General features: G+C 72.2%; 16 protein-coding genes and 1 pseudogene. 10 read left to right on the forward strand and 7 right to left on the reverse strand.

What is annotated here, in order from left to right; genetic code table 11:
• Positions 1–69: 69 nt before the first annotated feature.
• The 4 genes from OG618_RS38145 (at position 70) to OG618_RS36410 (ending at position 2998) form a co-directional block, all read left to right on the forward strand.
• On the forward strand, positions 70–393 hold the full coding sequence (locus tag OG618_RS38145) for a hypothetical protein (protein WP_442906915.1): 324 nt from the start codon (positions 70–72) through the stop codon (positions 391–393).
• Between the two features lie 259 nt (positions 394–652).
• Complete coding sequence (locus OG618_RS36400) at positions 653–871, forward strand: hypothetical protein (RefSeq protein ID WP_329491897.1); 219 nt, start codon at positions 653–655, stop codon at positions 869–871.
• A gap of 308 nt (positions 872–1179) precedes the next feature.
• Positions 1180–1800: a SigE family RNA polymerase sigma factor gene (locus OG618_RS36405; RefSeq protein ID WP_329491898.1), complete on the forward strand. Its 621-nt coding sequence runs from the start codon at positions 1180–1182 to the stop codon at positions 1798–1800.
• Entirely contained in the window at positions 1790–2998 is a 1209-nt protein-coding gene (locus OG618_RS36410) for a hypothetical protein (RefSeq protein WP_329491899.1), read from the forward strand. The genes OG618_RS36405 and OG618_RS36410 overlap by 11 nt, the downstream gene beginning before the upstream one ends.
• Before the next feature lie 146 nt (positions 2999–3144).
• On the opposite strand, the gene OG618_RS36415 is transcribed toward OG618_RS36410, so the two are convergent.
• Both OG618_RS36415 and OG618_RS36420 read right to left on the reverse strand, forming a co-directional pair.
• Positions 3145–3984: a hypothetical protein gene (locus OG618_RS36415; protein ID WP_329491900.1), complete on the reverse strand. Its 840-nt coding sequence runs from the start codon at positions 3982–3984 to the stop codon at positions 3145–3147.
• Positions 3985–5283: 1299 nt separating this feature from the next.
• Positions 5284–5984, reverse strand: a pseudogene (locus OG618_RS36420) (alpha/beta fold hydrolase); the annotation flags it as partial.
• A gap of 693 nt (positions 5985–6677) precedes the next feature.
• Here OG618_RS36420 and OG618_RS36425 point away from each other — a divergent pair.
• A complete protein-coding gene (locus tag OG618_RS36425) occupies positions 6678–8120 on the forward strand; it encodes an acyl-CoA dehydrogenase family protein (RefSeq protein ID WP_329491901.1) in 1443 nt (480 codons plus the stop codon).
• Between the two features lie 267 nt (positions 8121–8387).
• Here OG618_RS36425 and OG618_RS36430 read toward each other — a convergent pair whose 3' ends face one another.
• Positions 8388–9245 carry an LURP-one-related/scramblase family protein gene (locus OG618_RS36430; protein ID WP_442906977.1) on the reverse strand — a complete coding sequence of 286 codons (858 nt, stop codon included), beginning with the start codon at positions 9243–9245 and terminating at the stop codon, positions 8388–8390.
• 542 nt (positions 9246–9787) lie between these two features.
• A complete protein-coding gene (locus OG618_RS36435; RefSeq protein ID WP_329491903.1) occupies positions 9788–10285 on the reverse strand; it encodes a hypothetical protein in 498 nt (165 codons plus the stop codon).
• Positions 10286–10541: 256 nt separating this feature from the next.
• On the opposite strand from OG618_RS36435, the gene OG618_RS36440 reads away from it, so the two are divergent.
• From OG618_RS36440 to OG618_RS36455, 4 genes are all read left to right on the forward strand, one after another.
• Entirely contained in the window at positions 10542–10889 is a 348-nt protein-coding gene (locus OG618_RS36440) for a VOC family protein (protein ID WP_329491904.1), read from the forward strand.
• 168 nt (positions 10890–11057) lie between these two features.
• A complete protein-coding gene (locus tag OG618_RS36445) occupies positions 11058–12170 on the forward strand; it encodes a hypothetical protein (RefSeq protein WP_329491905.1) in 1113 nt (370 codons plus the stop codon).
• Positions 12171–12516: 346 nt separating this feature from the next.
• Complete coding sequence (locus tag OG618_RS36450; RefSeq protein WP_329491907.1) at positions 12517–12819, forward strand: hypothetical protein; 303 nt, start codon at positions 12517–12519, stop codon at positions 12817–12819.
• Positions 12820–12917: 98 nt separating this feature from the next.
• Entirely contained in the window at positions 12918–13202 is a 285-nt protein-coding gene (locus tag OG618_RS36455; protein WP_329491908.1) for a hypothetical protein, read from the forward strand.
• On the opposite strand, the gene OG618_RS36460 is transcribed toward OG618_RS36455, so the two are convergent.
• Both OG618_RS36460 and OG618_RS36465 read right to left on the reverse strand, forming a co-directional pair.
• A complete protein-coding gene (locus OG618_RS36460; RefSeq protein WP_329491909.1) occupies positions 13160–13549 on the reverse strand; it encodes a nuclear transport factor 2 family protein in 390 nt (129 codons plus the stop codon). The genes OG618_RS36455 and OG618_RS36460 overlap by 43 nt on opposite strands.
• A 116-nt stretch (positions 13550–13665) precedes the next feature.
• A complete protein-coding gene (locus tag OG618_RS36465; RefSeq protein ID WP_329491910.1) occupies positions 13666–14925 on the reverse strand; it encodes an MFS transporter in 1260 nt (419 codons plus the stop codon).
• A 99-nt stretch (positions 14926–15024) separates the two neighbouring features.
• Between OG618_RS36465 and OG618_RS36470 the strand changes: the two genes are divergently transcribed.
• A complete protein-coding gene (locus OG618_RS36470) occupies positions 15025–15612 on the forward strand; it encodes a TetR family transcriptional regulator (protein WP_329491912.1) in 588 nt (195 codons plus the stop codon).
• A gap of 210 nt (positions 15613–15822) precedes the next feature.
• On the opposite strand, the gene OG618_RS36475 is transcribed toward OG618_RS36470, so the two are convergent.
• On the reverse strand, positions 15823–17067 hold the full coding sequence (locus OG618_RS36475; RefSeq protein ID WP_329491914.1) for a serine/threonine-protein kinase: 1245 nt from the start codon (positions 17065–17067) through the stop codon (positions 15823–15825).
• Positions 17068–17202 lie beyond the last annotated feature (135 nt).

The following is a 17202-nucleotide window of genomic DNA, read 5'->3' on the forward strand; positions in this document are numbered from 1 at the left end:
GAGGCTCAGACGACAGGACGCCGGTGTGGCGCTCGCGCGGCCGCGTCGGACAAGGCAGGAGCGCCGGCCATGAAGGGGGCCGCCGTAGGGATGGAGGTGCCCGTGGCGGAATCGGCACAGGAGAACCGCAGGGCCGCGGTGGACCGGTCGGAGGGCTTCGGCGGGCGGCTGCCGGGCCAGTTGTTCGACCGGGTTCACGAGATGGCGCCGCAGCTCGTCGCCCCGCTGGTGGAGGAGGAGGTGCGTGCCTGCTCTGAGATCGCGCCCCGGGAAATGCCCCCGCCATCGGCGCGCACCCTGCGCGGACCGTGGCAGCAGCTCTCGGGGTGGCCTGGCCCCCTGGGGTGTCGGTCGCCGGTCTGGTTCGTGGCGGAGTCCACCGGTCGCGGTTGATGGACGTTCCCCGGCTTCTTGTGGCGGGACGTGGCCATCGGCATCAGCGGGCTGGCCCTGGCCTCGCCGAGGCGGGTAGGGGACTGGCCTGTCCGCGCAGCCGACCGGCGGCTGCGGCAGCCAGACTGTTCGTCCCGGTGTGCTTCGGCGCTTCCGTGGTCGTCATCTCGGCATCTCGGCGCGGGAGCGGCGCCGTTGAGGACGAGGTTGGTGATCTGCCGGCTGGCTTGTTCCGTGTTGAGCCGGTTGGTGTCGCCCGATGCCATGCGGGCGAGCACGGGGAGACGAGGACGTCGGCAAGAAGGTCGAGGTCGATGTCGGGACGGATCATGGTGACCGGGCCCAGAGCAGGCCACCCGGCCCGCTGCGCCTGCACCCATCGGCCGAGCGGCTCACCCTCGAACACCGGTCCAACGGCAAGGTGGTCCAGTCGACCAAGCCGTCGGAGGCCAGCCACCACAGCCGGGCGCTGGCATAGGCACGCTGCCGGTCGGCCGGCCCGATGTACCGGGTCCGGCGGGGAGTTCGCCGTACTCCGGGGTGTCCGCGCTTGTACGGTGTGGGTGCGGTCGCCGTGTGGTCGAGCCGCCCAAGCGCCTATGGGACCCGACCGAGGCAACCGTGGAACGGCCCGTTCCCCAGCCTGACTGGATGCCTCCCAAACCCGAAGTCAGCTCGCGGCGCGGCACCGTCGTGCGTGCCACCGTCCGGACGCGGGTGCGAGTCCGTGGAAAGATCCCCCGCCTCCACTGCCACATGACGGCGGGTCGACGACGTTAGAAAGACATGGACCACTCAACGAGCGCGGAACAGCCGGCCGAGCCGGTGCCGCCCGACTTCCCGGCCTTCGCGGTGTCGCGGGGCCGACACCTGTTGCGCACCGCCTTCCTGCTCACCGGCGGCGACGCCCACCTGGCCGAGGACCTCCTTCAGGAGGCACTCGGGCGCATCTTCGTGAAGTGGCGCCGGATATCCCGCCTGGACAACCCGAGCGGGTACGCCCAGACCGTGCTGGTGAACACCTTCCTGTCGTACCGGCGGCGGCGCAGCAGCTCGGAGCGGGTGACCGACACCCTCCCGGACATCGCGGTGGACGGCCCGGACCCGACGCTGCGGCTGACCCTGCTGCGCGCCCTCGGCGAGCTCCCGGCGCAGGACCGGGCGGTGCTCGTGCTGCGGTTCTGGGAGGACCGCAGTGTCGAGGAGACCGCCGCGGCGCTACGGCTGAGCAGCACGGCGGTGCGCTCGCGCAGCAGCCGGGCACTGGCCCGAATGCGCGCCACGCTCGGCGAGAGCCTCGGCGCCGACGGGCAGGCCGCCGGCGGCGGCAGTACCGGCGGCGACACCGGTGGCCGCACCACAACGGATCCCACTGGCAGGAAGGCGGCGCTCGGTCGTGTCCTTTGAGGATGAATTCGCCCAGGCCCTGCGCGGCGCCGTGGCGCTCGCGCCCGAACCGGGGCTGCACACCCTAGCGGCCGCCGCGCAACGTCGCGGCCGGCGGCGGCGCAACCAGCGGCGGGCCCTGGCGGTCAGCGGGCTGGCAGCCGTGCTCGTGGTCGCCGTGAGCCTCACCGCCGTCGTCGGTGGCGGCTCGCACGCGGCCCGCCCGGCCACCGAGCCGGTGCGGCCGATGACCGCCGAGGAGTCGGTCGGCCTGTTCACCTCGCTGCTGCCACCGGGGAAGTCCCGCGTGCTGTTCGCCGCGACGCCGGCCGAGGCGGGCCCGAACGGCGACCGGTACCAGACCGGGGGCACGGTGCTGTTCGACGACGGCAAGGGGGAGAGCATGATCTCCTACACCGTCAGCCGCACCGAACTCACCCCGGAGGCGGGCGCCGTCTGCATGGACGGCTTCAGTGAACCCCAGGAGGCCTGTGAGCGCGCCGTCGACACCGACGGCTCCGCGCTGGTGGTCGACAAGCTCAAGGACCGGAACTCCGACAGCCACCGCGAGTGGCGCGCCACCTGGGCGGCGCCGGACGGCCGACGGGTGACGATCATCGAGCACAACGGGCAGCCGGCCACCCCCAACCGGGAGAACCCGCCGCTCGACGCCGAGCAGCTGCGCGCCCTGGTGACCGCGCCGGCCTGGGCGCGGCTCTTCGACGCCCTGCCGGCGCGGGACACCGCGCCCAAGCCACCGACGCCCGAGCCCGGTCCGAAGGCGGAGGATCTTCTGGCGGCGCTCGTCCCGCTGCTCCCGCCGGGTGCCGTGCCCTCCGGGCAGGACGGCCGGAACGGGCCGCACCTCACGGTGACGTACGAGGGGCGCACCAGCATGCTCTCGGTCAGTGTCACCGAGCCGGGCGAGCGGGGCGTCAAGGACAAGGAGTACGCCGAGGCGGAGGGATCGGCGGGCCCGCTGGCGGTCCGGGAGCGCCGGCCGGACGGCAGCACCGTCGTCACCAACATGTTCGGCAACGGCAAGACGGCGGTCGACCCGGTCCTGCACTGGGCGGCGGCGGTCCACTACGCCGACGGCCGGGCCATCGAGATCAACGAGTGGAACGGGGAGAACGGCTACACCTTCCGCCCGGGAAACCCGGCACTCGGCGTCGACCAGCTCAAGGCGATCGTCACCGCCCCGGTCTGGCTCCGCTGACCCGGGGGCCTCCCACCGCCGCCCGGGGAGCAGCGGTGCGAGGCCCCGGCCGCCACCGCTCCACCGGCCCCGGCCGCCCCCCGACCCGCGAAGCCCCCGGGCCCGAGGCCGCGCTGGCCGCAACCGCCCGTACCCGACGCGTCCGGCTAGGGTCGTTCGAAGTACTGCAGGACGCCGCCGACCGAGAAGCACACCGCGCCGGCGAAGGTTCCCCAGTTCGCGATGTCGGCGTTGAGCGGACTGCCGGTTTCCGGGCGGGTGAAGGCGGCCAGCGCCGACGCCATGAAGAGCACGGACCCGACCTGGTCGACCACCACGATCCACCAGCCGAGGTTGCGCGCGTGCAGGCACGGGGGGCCGTGACAGGCCTCGACCAGGGCGAGATGTCCGGAGATCAGGAACAGCGCGCACCCCACCATGTCGGGGGCCCAGACCAACCGGTTGACCTGCTGGGCCGAAAGCCCTTGAAGGAACGAGTCCAGCAGGTTCACGCCGAAAACGAGGGTGCCCACGAACAGGACGAAGGTGCTCAGCCAGTCGATCCGCGTGGGCTCGTAGCTCCACCACCGCCAGCCACCCGTCACCAGCGAGTCCGTGTCACCCGAGCGGCGCGGGGCGTTGACCGCCTGGAGCAGCGAGGTGTAACCGCCGGTGTTGAAGAACAGGCCTCCCGCGAAGTAGATCGAAGCGGCCGCGGTCGCGCCGGCCGAGCCGATCTCGGTGACGGCTGCCCCCAGGGCGAAGAGGGCACCGCCGAGCGTGAACGCGACGGCCGCGACGGTGTTGAGGATGCGCAGCCGATGAAGTGCCGTGTCGTCCGCGGTGCGCGGCGGACCCTCCGTCCCTTCCTCGGCGCGGATCCTGAGCGTCCCGCGCTTGCGAGCCAGGCGCGACTCCCAGACGGCCGAGCCTCCCTCGGCCGGCCGCCAGGTGAGCCGGGTGGTGAACGGTCCGGCGCCTTCGGCGCGCTCGTCGGGGTGATCCACGGTCCGAGCCTAGTCCCACGTGCTGCCCCAGCCCGGGACCGAGGGCATGTCATCGTCGGGTGGGCGCGGGAGGCGGCGTGGTCAGGCCACTGGTCGTAGTCGCGAGCGAGGCGTCGGTGGAGCACAAGGGTGGCGGTGGCGGTCGGACCGCCTCGACCGTCGCCGCGACCTCCCCACGTCACCGAGCCGCGCCTGCGCCTCGGAACCGGTCTCGCACCGACCCTCAGCTGATGGTCCGCCAGGTGTCGGGGAGGGGCTGGAGACAGACCTCGCGGTGTGCTCGGGGTTGTCCCCGCCGAACGCCTCCCGGTCCGGCCGGCGGCGCTCTGCTCGACCGGCAGCAGTCGGCGCCCACCGGGCCGAGGGGGCACGTAAGCGTCGACGGCGGACTCGGAGAAGCCCAGGGAGAGCCTGCGGCGGCCCGTCATGATCGCCAGTCTCGCAGACGCGGCCGCGGAGGTCGGACTGCGATCACCGGCGGTGCCCTGGCCTGGCTGGAGGGTCAACGGTGAGGGCCCGGGCGGCGGCCCCGGGTCCTCGCGGAGAGGTCGTGTGATCAGGCCTGGCAGGCCTGGCGTCCGGTGTCGCCACCTGGTCCGGCGCAGAGGGAGGGCGTTGTCCTTGCCGCCGGCCTTGGGGTGAGACGGGGTAGTACACGGTGTCGTCGAACGGGCGCCGCAGCCTCGGGACGAGGTGTCAGAAGAACGTCCGGAAAGCATCGCCCACCAGCGTTCTGAGTCCTGGCAACCTGATATCCCCGCCAAACGCAGAGGAGCAGCTGCTCGAGAGGGCTGCATCGCCGCTTCGGTACCTCTGGGCCAAGGATGGATTCACGGAGGAACTATGAGGTCAACGGCCGGACGCCGTGCTGCGGTACTCGCAACGATTGCAGCACTGACCGTCGGCGTGCTCGCCACGACAGCGGGAAGTGCTTCAGCCGACGACTATGTTCCGATCAACGTCGGGCATTGGGTTGGCCTCTACGACGCTCCCAACACTCAGTCCAAGGACCCCGACGGGTGGGCCGACGTTCCTCCGGGTGGTGCGATCATCGCCCAGTGCTGGACTGTCGGCGAGAGCGTCGGGAACTACGGCAACACGTGGTACCGCACGAACCGGATCTACTGGAACGACGGGCATGGATGGACCAACATATCGCCCTCCGTCTATGTCTTCGCCGGGTATGCGGACGGCAACGCGCGCTCGGTGAACCGGGATCCCAACATTCCCCGGTGCTGACGGCACCCGCCGTTCGGCCGGCCTCTGGGACGGCCTGTCGCCGGGGGCAGTGCCCTCCTTCCACACCAGCCGGCACAGGTCGTGCCGGTACTGCTTGGTCTCCATGGCGACGCGGCCCCGGTCGGTGGCGAAGTAGTACTGGTACCACCAGGTGTGCTCGGTCTTCGTCGGCAGCGGGTTCTGCTGCGAAGGGAGGTTGACGATGAGGTAACCGCTCGCCGCCACCAGGGCCTTGACCCGTTCGGGCCACAGCGTCGAGATGGTGCCGGCGGCGCGAGAGCCCCGGTCGAATCCGGCCGGCACGGCCTTGTGGATCTTCAGGGCGCCCATCAGGGCGATGACGTCGAGGGCGATCGCGGACTGCTGCCCGGTGCGGACGGTCGTGGGGAGACAGGAAGTGCGTGGTGCCGTGGCCTCGCAGGTACGGCACGATCACCCGGTAGCCGGCGTCCGCCAGCAGTGGCGCCACGTCGAGGAAGCCGTGGATGTCGTAGGGCCGGCCGTGCAGGCAGATGACCACGGGTTCGTGCTTCGGCCCGGCCTCGGCGTAGCCGATGTCGAGCACGCCGGCCCGGACCCGCTTCAGCTCGGTGCACGTGGTGTGCGTGCCCGGGGTGATAGTCGGGACGACCGGGGCCGGGCGGCCGGGCCGGTCGGAACCGGCGGCGAAGGCGGCGGGGGCGGTTGATGCCGCGCGGATCGACACGGCCGTGGCCCCACGCCGAGACCGACCGCCTTGTGAAGGTACGCCTGTTGATCATGTCTGATCCTTCCCGAAGACTCGTTGATGCCTCCACTGTTCTTCGGCCATCGGCCCGACGCAGCAGTCACATGACGTCCAGACGCGCGAAGGCGCTCGCGGACGCAGGAAGGACCTGCCGGGCCGCCATGTTCAGTCATTCGACTGTTTCCGCCGAGCGGCCGCTCGGTGATCTTCGAAGGAGCGCCGCGATGCCGGCGGAGCGTCGTGTGTGCAACCGGAGTCTGGTCCTGAAGCAAACCCCGTCATCCTCATCCACGGTGCGTGGTTCCACAGATCCTCATGGGGGGGGCTGGGCTGGGCCGAACGGTTCACCCCGCACGGTCACGCGGTGTGCGTCCCGAGCTGGCCCGGTGAGGCCCCCACCGTCGAGCAGGTCCGCCGCGATCCCGGCCCGCTGCGCGACCTCGGACTCACCGCGCTCACCGCCCACTACGAGACGATCGCCGCGCTCGTCCCGGGCGGCAGCGCGCCCGACACGGCGGGCGGGGTCGGCACCGTGACCGACTGGCGACCGAGGTGGAGTTCCTGCTGCCGGGCGGCCGGCGCAAGGTACGCCCGACCGGTGAAGCTCCGGTACCGCCAATCAGTAGGATTGCTGCGGCCGACCTCCGCGCGGCCGGGTCGAGGACCGCAGCGAGCCGTCAGGAACGGCCTCCAGCGCGCGAGTCGGGTATCTGGAACGGATGTGGACATGGCTGGTCCGGTGGGTGCCGTCGTGCTCTTGTCGAGCGAGGAGTTCATCGCGGGTGTCGAGGAGGTCGCCTCGCGTTTCGACGCGGCGACCTACCCGCAGCGGGAACTCCCCGCCGACGACTGGGCCGTTCTGACAGCGGCGGGTGTGCTGCTGCCGGTGCTGCCGGCCGAGTACGGGGGCCGTGACAGCCATGTGGAGATGTGTCGCGTCGTCGAGGTCCTGGCCGAGCAGAACCTGGCCGTCGCCGTCTACACGGCGATCGTCACCGGGCTGGCGCTGCGGCCGGTGGTGCGCTGGGCGGGGGAGGAGGCCAGGCGCGAGATCCTGCCCCGGTTCGCCGGTGTACGGGCACCTGCGGCGGGTTTCGCCTCCACCGAGCCGGGGTGCGGCTCGGCGATGTCGGGCCTGACCACCGTGTTCGAGGAGGTTCAGGGCGGTTACCGGATCCGCGGCCGGAAGCACTGGCAGGCGCTGAGCGCCACCGCGTCGTGGTGGGTGGTCGTCGCCAAGCGGGAGGGTGACGGCGGTCGCGAGTACGCCTGCTTCCTCATGGAGCGCGGCGACGGGTTCCGTACCGCGCAGCGCTACGAGGCGCTGGGCCTGAAGGTGATCGACTACGGGATCAACGACATCGACGCCTTCGTCCCCGCACACCGGCGCCTCGACGCCGGGGCGGGGAACCTGAGCTCGATGGTGGACATCTACCTCGCGGGGCGCGCACTGATCGGGGCGTTGGCCTTCGGCTTCCTGAACCGCATCGCCCGCGAGGCACGCGCCTACGCCGACGCCCGCGTCATCGGGAGGGCCCCGCTGTCGGCGATCGGCTTCGTCCGCCACCGGCTCGGAGCGATCGACAGCGCCCGCACGGTCTGCGCGGCGCTCAACCACTACGTCCGGACGGCGCTGGACCTCAGGACCGACCTCACCCCGGCTTTCCCCGCCATCCAGGCCGTCAAGACCGTGGCCACCGAGTTGATGGTCAGCTGCGCGAACCACTACCAGCAACTTGCCGGCGGTGAGGGCTACCGGTCCGACTCGCCGACGAACATCGCCGCCCAGGCGTTCTTGGACTCCCGGGTCTTCACCGTCTTCGACGGCACCAACGACCTGCTGAGCCAGCAGCTCGCCCAGTACTGCGTGGACAGCTCGGACGGCCTCGTCCTCAGTGCCTTCCTGGCCGTCTGGGCACCGACCGCGCCCGCCGTCTCGGCGCACGGCTACGACCTGAGGTTCCTGGACCGCGAACTCCGCCAGGAGCACTCGGTCCTGGCCGGGCGGGTGATCGCCTACGTCTTCGCCGCGGCCCGCGTCCTGGAATGGGCCGCCGAGACGGGTGCCGACGCCAACCGCGCCCGCACGGCAGCCGAGTTCCTCACGGCCGACATCGACCGCGTCCGCGTGGAGTTCGACCTCCTGGACCGCCTCACGGCCAACGGCTGAACCGCGGCCCACCCGGCCCCGCCCCCCGCACGGACGGCAGCGGAGGCCGCGTCTGCGGATGCCTTGTCCGGTCCTCGTCCGGTCCTTGCCCCGACAGAGGCCCTCCCCCCAGCGGGGGAGGGCCTCCGGGCGTTCCCCGGGCACCCGGGCGGTGGCAGTGGCCGCAGCCCGCACCCCGGTCAATCGGCCCGGGTGCGGGCCTGCCCGCTGTCGCTGCCGTGCCGGGCCGACGGTCGGGGCGGGGATCGGACCGCTGCCCGGCCGCGGTCAGCCGAGGCCGCGGGCGTCCTGCTTCAGCGCGGTGTCCACCGTCAGCGCGGTCGCCACCACGAGGCTGAGCAGCGGGTCGGCGAGCGGGCGGTGGATCTGGAGAACGTAGTTGTCGGCCGTGGTGAACATCGTCTTCGCCAGGCCTTCCCAGGTCTTGGTGATCCGGGCGATCTCGGTGTCCGTCTCGTCGACGATGGAGAAGTTCCAGGCCCGCCAGTTCTCGGCCTTGACGGCGCCGACCTTCTGCCCGCCGACCTCCATCGCGAAGTTGATCTTCCCGATGGCATTCTGCTGGACGATCTGGCCGACCTCCTGACCGTCCGGACGCTGCACGATCACCCGCGACTTGATGAGCTTCGCCGGGCGGGTCAGCAGTAGCACCGGGCTGCCCTGCGCGTCACGGATCTCCAGCTTGTGGGTCAGGTACTGGTCGAGCGAGGAGAGCAGCCGGACGACCTTGCGCAGGGCGCTCTGGCCGACCTGAACCACCGACCCCAGGGCGGCCCCATGCTGGTCGAAGACCGCGTACTCGTTGGTCAGCTCGATCAGCTTGGCCTTCTGGTTCACCACAAGGACCGGCTCGGAGAAGAGGGTGCCGCCGCCACCGGAGACCGGCCCGACGCCAGCCTGCCGCTGCACCTGGCGCTGCACCTTGGCGGAGTCGTCGACCGGAGCGGCCGACTGCCCGGGGAAGCCGGGGGTGTTCGTGTTCTGGGACATGGCGGGCAGGCTAGGCTCAACCCTCGCCCGGTAGCCAGGTCGTTTCGGCTCGACCCGGTCCGCCGCGGACTGCTGATCGGGCCCGCGACCTGCAAATTCGGCTGCCGCGAGCGCAGTTGGCCGACCATCCGACAGTAATGATGTGTCCGATGTCACACCCGGGGAGCGCGCTGCGCGGCGCCCCGCCGCCCATGGCCGCTGGCCCTGGACCTGGCACGGCACCAGCTCTTCGGCTGTGCCTGCCGACCGACGGGGCGACAGCTCGCCGACCTCGAAGCGCGCTCCGAGCACCCGGCAAGCCCGACGAGTGCGATCCGAGCTGCTCCATCGGCCGGTCACCTGGAGCGGCACCCCGATCCCTGTCGTGGCTTTCGGGTCGCCCCACGAGCCCGGACGGTCGGCCGCGGCGCACAGTCGGGGGATCGGAGGTTCCCCGGGCCACCGGCCTACTGCAACGGTGCTTACCGTGATGAGGCTTCAGCTCTTGGGCTGTGGCCTCGTCTCTTGTAGTGGCCGGTCCGGGCCTGGTGTCGGCGTCGGCGGCGCCATCGGGACCAGTGCAGGACGTGGTGATAGGGCTCTTTGAATCTCCCCACCCTGCGCTCGGTTATTGGCCAGACCTGCTCACTCGACCTCCCCACCTTCGAGGGAGGTCGAGTCGGTTCTTTGGCCGGTGGTCAGAGCTGTCCCGTGATCTGGTGACTGAGTTGTTCGAGGAACTCCTTCAGGCTGGCTGAGACGACCTCGAAATCGGCCAACCAGGAAGCCGAGGTTGATCTCAAGACCCGTCCGTCGCCTCCGACCGCGAACAGGTGCCCCCCGCCGTCGCTGGCGAAGACTGGTGCGATCCATTCGCCCTCGATCGCAGGAGGGCCGTACTCGCGGAAGTGCTCGGCGACCGTGGTGGGTGGGTGGATGAAGTAGCCGTTGTCGACATCGGGCAGCGAAGCTTCGCTGATCTCTTCGTAGAGCGTGGTCAGATCGGACGGGATGGGTGTCAGGTCTACGAGTGCGGCCAATGCCTCGTGGCTTTCGGCTGTAGCTGGCGTCACGGTGTTTTCGCCGGGTGGGAAGCCATGTGTCGTCAGGAACGACTGCGTCAGCTTCGCGAGCGCCGCGTCGGCATCCTCCGCCCAGGCTCGGACCCAGTCTGCGTCAAGCCGTTCACCTGGCACGTTTCCCCCTTCAAGGCCCACGAGACCCGGCGCTTGCGGGTCCGGAAGAACATATCGGAAGCGTCCATAAGCGGAGCGGTCTGAGGCGGGCTCTTCCGATCCTCCGCTCCGACGTTGGCCAAACCTGCTCGGGTGATCTCCCCACCCATCGTGTGATCTCTCCCGGCGTGTCCGGTTGGTTCGCATCCGGCGCGGTGGCCGGCGTTTCGTAGTACTCCTGGGAGAACCAGAGGTCCACTCGCGTTTGGAGCCGTCGATGACCGTTCGCCGTGTCGTTCCCAACATCCGGTCGGAGGCCGCGGAGGAGAGTCGGCAGTTCTACGGCCTGCTGGGCTTCGAGGAGGTCATGAACCACGGCTGGATCATGACGCTCGCCTCCCCGGCCAGCCCGGCGGCGCAGATCAGCGTCATGACCGAGGACAGGACCGCGCCGGTCACACCCGACATGAGCGTCGAGGTGGACGACGTGGACGCGGCCTACGCGCTCATGCGGGAGAGCGGTGCCGAGATCGTTCACCCCTTGCAGGACGAGGAGTGGGGCGTGCGACGGTTCTTCGTCCGCGACCCCAGCGGGCGGGTGGTCAACGTGCTGGGCCACCGCTGACCGTGCGTCCCGCGCGGCGACCGGGCCGGTCCCGCCAGGCGTCGCGCGGCACCGCTCGGGCGTGTCCGGCACCGCCCGGGATCCGCCGAGCGCGTAGACAGGGTGACGGTGTGTCACTAGTGTCCCACCGCAGGGGAGTGGAGTCGCTCGAAGCGGATGGGGGCAGCGGTGTTCACGGTTGCTGGGCAGCACTACACGGCACGGGAACTTCTCGCCAGGATCGCGGGGTTGGCGGCGGAGAAGGGCACCGATGTGCTCTGGCACGACGGTTACGTCGCCGCACTGCCGGAGCTGGCTGAGGCCGGCCGGACGGAGTTCGCCTCGCTGGACGCCGTCCTGGTGGGCCTGGGCGGCTGCCTCGTCGGCGGTGACGGCTACGCCTACGCCTACCGGGGGCAGGTGGACCTCACCGCGCGCAGCATCCTCGCCGGAAGGCCCGTGTTCGAGAACAGCGGTCGGGACAAGACGTTCAACCGGCTGAACTGGGTGCAACAGGGGCACGGGGACGACGCCTTCCTTCGGCTGCGCACCGGCAGTTCGCCGTACAGCGCGGTGCGCGACCTGGTGGACCACTCCGCCGCCTGGACGCTGGACTGCGCCACGTTCGTGCAAGCCGTCCAACTCGGCGCGTGGGCCGCGGCGGTCGGGAGCGAGGCGTTCGACCGGCGGGTCGCGCGGCCGTTCGACCTCAAGGAGCACGGATCCACCGGGCTGACTCACCGCAAGCTCTGGTTCAGGGACTCGCAGGGCGCCGAGTTCCGGTTGCGCACCCCCGCTTCCGACCGCCTCCGAACTCTTGAGCCCGTCGACGACACGGACGAGCCGCGGTTGCTGCGCCTGGCTCCTCCGGGGAGCCGGGTGGCGTTCGTCAACGCCGACCCGAAGGCCGAAGGCAGCGACTTCGAGCGGGAGAACACCGTCAAGCTGCCCGACGGGACCTACGCCTCGCACCCGTTCGGCATCCTCTCGGCCGCGGCGACGAAGCGGGCGCTCGCACAGCAGACCGTGCTGCGTTACGGCGACGAGATCGACGCCGCGCTGGCCCGCGCGGTGGCCGGCGAGCACGACTCGATCGGTCCGGACGAGGCCCGCTCCGCACAGGAGGAGCTGGACCGGCTGCTCGCCGCCGACGACCGGAAGGCCCTGGTCACATGGATCATGGACCACCGGACCTGGACGGAGAACCTGCTGTACGACGACTTCGACGAGTACGTCCACGACCTGCTCTACCTCGGCGAGGTGGAGATCTACACGATCACCCCGGAGAGCACCGCCCGGTAGCGGCCGCCGGGCGGCGGTACGGATGACGGCTCAGCGGCCACCCCGCGGGCGTCGGATCTGTGACTCCCGCGGCCCCATGGCGTTGGAGCGCAACGAGGTCGGTGGTGGTCTTCTGCCCGGACTGGCCGGTGACCGCCGCACTCGGCGCCGCCGGCGATGCCGAGGTGCGGCGGGTGGCGGTGGTGGAAGGCGGCCGGGTGCTGGCGGCCTCCCAGGCCGCCCGGGCCGCGGGCGTGCGCCGGGGGGTGACGGTCCGCTCCGCGCAGGCCCTGATCGACGGGCTGGAGATTCACGACCGGGTACCGGACGACGAGGCCCGGCTGTTCGAACAGGTCGCCGAGGCGGGTTGGCGCACGCCCACCTGGAGGTGCTGCGGCCCGGGCTCCGCGCGATCCCGGCCCGTGGCGCGGCACGGTTCCACGGCGGCGAGGAGGCGCTGGTGGAGCGGCTCTACGACGCGGTCGAGAGCACCGGCTTCGAGTGCCGCATCGGGGTGGCCGACGGCCTGGTCGCCGCCCAGCTCGCCGCCCGGGTGCAGCTCGTGGTGCCCCCGGGTGGCAGCGCGGCGTTCCTGGCCCGGTTCCCCGTGGGCGAGGTCGCGCCGCCGCGGCTGGCTGACCCGCTGGTGCGGCTCGGTCTGGGAGCGTAGGGCGCTTCGCGGAGCTGCCCGCCGCCGCGGTCTCGGACCGGTTCGGCGCGGTGGGAGCGGCGGCGCACCGGCTCGCGCGCGGCCCCGAGGCGCGGCCGGTGGTCGCCCGTCCGGCCGGGGCCGGTCTGGTCGCCGAGGTCCGCTTCGAGAGCCCGCACACCGTGGCGCAACCGATGGTGTTCGCGGCGCTGGGGCTGGCCGAGCGGATGCACGCGGGCCAGGCCTCTGCCGGCCTGGGCTGCGAGCGGGTCGCGGTGGAGGTGGAGCGCGCCGACTCCGGACTTCCGGCGCGGGGCGGGGCCACGGTGCTCCCGGCCCGCGCCGGTCTGGCTCGCGGGGTTCAGCCGGCCAGCTGGGCCTGGAAGACGGCGCGGTTGAAGTAGGCCCTGGCGTCCCGGATGAGGCCGGCCTCGTCCAGTTCGTAGATGTTGATGCCGGACCAGTTGACCGGCCTGCCGTCCAGGGTGACGGCGGCCCCCCGCCAGGAGACCGCGACGTGGCTGCCGAGGGTGTGGGCCTCGGTGGGGGTCAGCCCGAGGAAGGGTCGGAAGGCGGGCAGGACGGAGGCGATGAAGTCGCGGATCGCGGCGCGTCCGATGATCGGCGGGGTGCCGACGGGGTCGTGGAAGACCCCGTCCTCGGCGAACGCCTTCGCCCAGGTGTCGGCATCGCCCTCCTGGGAGGCGCGGAAGAACTGCAGGATGGCCGGAGGCATGGCCGGGAACGTCATGATGGTCCTTCGCGTCGGATGCTTGACTCGTTGCGTCTGTGTCTGCTTCTGCTTCTGCTTCTGCGTGGCCGGGCGCGGCAGCGGTGGCGGTGCCCGCGCCGGGGTACGGCGGCCGTTCACCGCTGTGGGCCCGTGGGCGTGGCGACGGGCTCCGCGACGGGCGACTTCTCAAGCGGCCGGCGGCGCTCGGCGAGCCGGGCCGTGAGGGCGAGGGCCGCGGCGAGGGCGATGAGTGCGCACACCCCGGGCCAGTCCAGCAGGGCGTAGGCGCGGATGCCGAGCCAGGAGCCGGCGCAGCCGCCGAGGAACGAACACGTCATGTAGGCGGTGTTGAGCCGGCTGCGGGCCTCGGGGTGCAGCGAGAAGATGCGGGCCTGATTGGCGATCTGGCTGGTCTGCACGGCCACGTCGAGCAGCAGGAGCCCCAGGGCGACGGCCGCCAGCCCCGCCGCGCCGCCCGCGACACCGGCGGTCAGTGCCAGGGCGGCGGCGAGGACGCCGCCGGTGCACCAGGCGGTCACGCGGTCGGCTCCACGCCGGTCCACCCAGCGCCCGGCGGCCGGGGCGCAGGCCATGCCGGCCGCGCCGATCAGCGCCAGAAGGCCGACGGCCTGGGCGTCCATGCGGTAGTGCGGGCCGGTGAGCAGCAGGGCGAGTGCCGTCCAGGCGGCACTGAAGGCGCCGAAGAGGGCGGCCTGGTGGAGCGCGGAGCGGCGCAGGTGCGGCTCGGTGCGCAGCATCCGCACGGTTTCCGCCAGAAGAGCCGGATACCGGTCGCGGGTGGCGGGCGCGGTCGTGGGCAGGGCCAGGCCGAGAGCGAGGGCGAGCAGCCCGGTGAGCACGGCGGCGGCCAGGTACGGGGCGCGCCAGCCGAGGTGTTCGCCGATCACGCCGCCGAAGGTGCGCGCGAGCAGGATTCCGCCGATCAGGCCACCCTGGAGGGTGCCGATTACCGACCCGCGCCGGTCCGGGGCGACCAGGCCCGCGGCCATCGGCAGCAGGAGCTGCGGGACGACGGTGGTCAGGCCGACCGCGGCGCCGGCGACCATCAGCGGTGCGGCGGCCGGGGCGAGGCCCGCGGCCAGCAGCGCGCCGGCGGTCACCGCGAGCAGGACGGTGATCAGCGGGCGGCGCGGGAGCCGGTCGCCGAGCGGGACGAGCAGGAAGATCCCGGCGGCGTAGCCGAACTGCGTCACCGTGGCCACGCCGGCGGCGGCGGACGGCGTGATGCCCAGCCCGCCGGCGACGAGCGGGGTGAGGGCCTGCGGGAAGTAGACGTTCGCCACGCTGACACCGCAGGCCAGCGCCATGACCAGTGGCAGCCGCCGCCCCGGCCCCGCGGGAGCGGGCGGGACGGGCGCATTGGTTCGGGACATCGCGACTCCAACCGAACGAACTAGATGGTTCGAAACTGGAAATGAGACTCGCAGACCGGTGCCGGATCGTCAAACGAACTGGTTCGTTACTCTCGCTCCATGGCATACGACTCCACGGCGACCAAAGAGCGCATCCTCGCGGCAGCGACCGCCGAGTTCGCCGCCCATGGCGTCGCCGGCGCCCGCGTGGACCGCATCGCCGCCCAGGCCGAGGCCAACAAGCGGGCGATCTACGACTACTTCGGCGACAAGGGCAGGCTCTTCGCAGCCGTCCTCGAACGCCTCATGGCGGACCTCGCCGAGGCCGTCCCGCCCGGTGACGAGGAGCTGCCCGCCTACGCGGAGCGCCTCTTCGACTACCACCGCGCCCACCCCGAGGCTCTGCGTCTGCTGATGTGGGAAGCCCTCGAACTCGGGGACCAGCCCGTTCCCGGCGAACAGGACCGCACCAGGCACTACCAGGACAAGATCGACGCGGCCCGGGCCACGGACGGCGACGCCGATCCCCGCACCCGCCTGTTCTTCACCCTCGGCCTGGTCGGCTGGACCCTGGCCATGCCTCAGCTCCGTCGCATGATCCTCGGCGCGGACCACAGTCTTGACGACCTCCGCCCCGCCATCGCCCGTGCCATCCGGGGCCTGCCCACCGACGACGGCCTCGGCCGGCCGCATCCCGGCAGGCCGTAGAACCGGGAGGCGCCTCGGTCGAGGAGGCCGGGGAACCCCGGCGGTCGACGACGCGGGGAGGCCGTCCGTCCCGGGATCCGCGTTCGACGTCGGCAGCCACCTGGTCCGCCTTCTCTCCGGGCGAGGTGACGGTGTTCGCGCAGGCAGGTCCGGGTGCGGGGAGCGGGTGGTCGAGGTGCCGGCCCCTCCGGGCGCCGGCCGGGACGGTCGCTACTTGGGCTTCTTCCCGTGGGGACCGTCGTTCTTCCGGCCCTGCTGCTTCTGCTTGTCCTCGCTCCGGTGGCCGGCGGAGGACCGGGCGGGTGCGGCGGTGGGCGCGGGGGCGGCCGGCTGGGCGACGGGACCGACGGTCGGCGCGGAGGCGGGGGCCGGGGGCGGCGTGTTCGGGGCGACCTCGGTGGCTACGGGTGCCGGTGCGGGTGCGGGTGCGGTGGACGGGGGTGCCGAAGGCACCGCGGCGGGGGCCGGGAGCGCCCTCGGCGGGTCGTTGACGAAGGCCGTACTGCCTCCCGCACCCGCCAGCGCCAGCACGGAGGCCGCCAGCAGGAGGACGGGCCGGGGAGCGGCGACGTGCGGCCTCCTCGACGGTCGCGGTACGACCGCGGTCCCGGCCGCGACCGGTTCCGTCGCGGGCGGCGGTGCGGCGAGCAGCCGGGCGCAGGTCGCCGCCGACGGGCGGTGGTCGGGGTCCATGTCGGTCATCCGGCGCAGGACGGTTGCCAGGTCCGCGGGCAGGTGGGGCGGGACGGCGGGCGGGCGGTGGAGCCGGGCGGCGGCGGCTTCGATGGGGGCGCCGGTGTACTCGCGGTGCCCGGTCAGGCATTCGATCAGGAGCAGGCCCAGGGCGTATATGTCGGCGGACGCCAGGGCTCCCCGGCCGCGGATCTGCTCCGGTGCCAGGTAGGCCGGGGTCCCGACGATCAGCCCGGTGCAGGTGAGTGCCTCGTCGCCGGACGAGGCCTGCCGGTCGAGGAGCCGGGCGGCGCCGAGGTCCGCCAGCCGCGGGCGGCCGGCGGCGTCGACGAGCACGTTGGACGGTTTGACGTCCCGGTGGACCACCCCGTGGGCGTGGACGAAGGCGAGGGTCTGCGCCAGGTCCCGCCCCAGGTGTCGGACGTCGGCGGCCGGCAACGGGCCGGACCGCAGGACCGCTGCCAGGGTGGGACCTTCCACCAGCTCCAACGCCAGGTAGGGCTGCTCCGCCACGGAGCCGTAGTCGTACACCTCGATCAGCCCGGGGTGGCTCAGGCGGGCCAGCATCCGCGCTTCGGTGGTGAACCGCCGGACGGTGTCGGCCGTCGCGTCCGGGCGGGGGATCTTGAGGGCGACGGCCCGGTTGAGCCGTTCGTCCACGGCCCGCAGCACGTCCGCGCCGCCGCCGCGCCCCAGGACCGAGTCCACCCGGTACCGGCCCGCGAACAGTGCCCCGGTGCTCCTGCTGGCCGTCACGGTCATGTCGCTCTCCGATGCTGGATCCTCGCGCCTGCGGGACGCGCCCTTGGCCGCCTACCCGGGGATCCCGGGTGGACACGGGTCGGATCGACAGCGGTCGCCGGGCCGGGTGGGCGCGGCACGAGGCGGGGTGGCGAG

Origin of the sequence: Kitasatospora sp. NBC_01246 (assembly GCF_036226505.1) — a bacterium.
In the GTDB taxonomy this organism is placed as follows: Bacteria; Actinomycetota; Actinomycetes; order Streptomycetales; family Streptomycetaceae; genus Kitasatospora.

Excerpts from the sequence above, each read along its gene's own strand:
- OG618_RS36405 (WP_329491898.1), top strand. The coding sequence starts at position 1,180 with ATGGACCACTCAACGAGCGCGGAACAGCCGGCCGAGCCGGTGCCGCCC.
- OG618_RS36440 (WP_329491904.1), top strand. The coding sequence starts at position 10,542 with ATGACCGTTCGCCGTGTCGTTCCCAACATCCGGTCGGAGGCCGCGGAG.
- OG618_RS36475 (WP_329491914.1), bottom strand. The coding sequence starts at position 17,067 with ATGACCGTGACGGCCAGCAGGAGCACCGGGGCACTGTTCGCGGGCCGG.
- OG618_RS36460 (WP_329491909.1), bottom strand. The coding sequence starts at position 13,549 with ATGACGTTCCCGGCCATGCCTCCGGCCATCCTGCAGTTCTTCCGCGCC.
- OG618_RS36465 (WP_329491910.1), bottom strand. The coding sequence starts at position 14,925 with ATGTCCCGAACCAATGCGCCCGTCCCGCCCGCTCCCGCGGGGCCGGGG.
- OG618_RS36400 (WP_329491897.1), top strand. The coding sequence starts at position 653 with ATGCCATGCGGGCGAGCACGGGGAGACGAGGACGTCGGCAAGAAGGTC.
- OG618_RS38145 (WP_442906915.1), top strand. The coding sequence starts at position 70 with ATGAAGGGGGCCGCCGTAGGGATGGAGGTGCCCGTGGCGGAATCGGCA.
- OG618_RS36470 (WP_329491912.1), top strand. The coding sequence starts at position 15,025 with ATGGCATACGACTCCACGGCGACCAAAGAGCGCATCCTCGCGGCAGCG.
- OG618_RS36425 (WP_329491901.1), top strand. The coding sequence starts at position 6,678 with ATGGCTGGTCCGGTGGGTGCCGTCGTGCTCTTGTCGAGCGAGGAGTTC.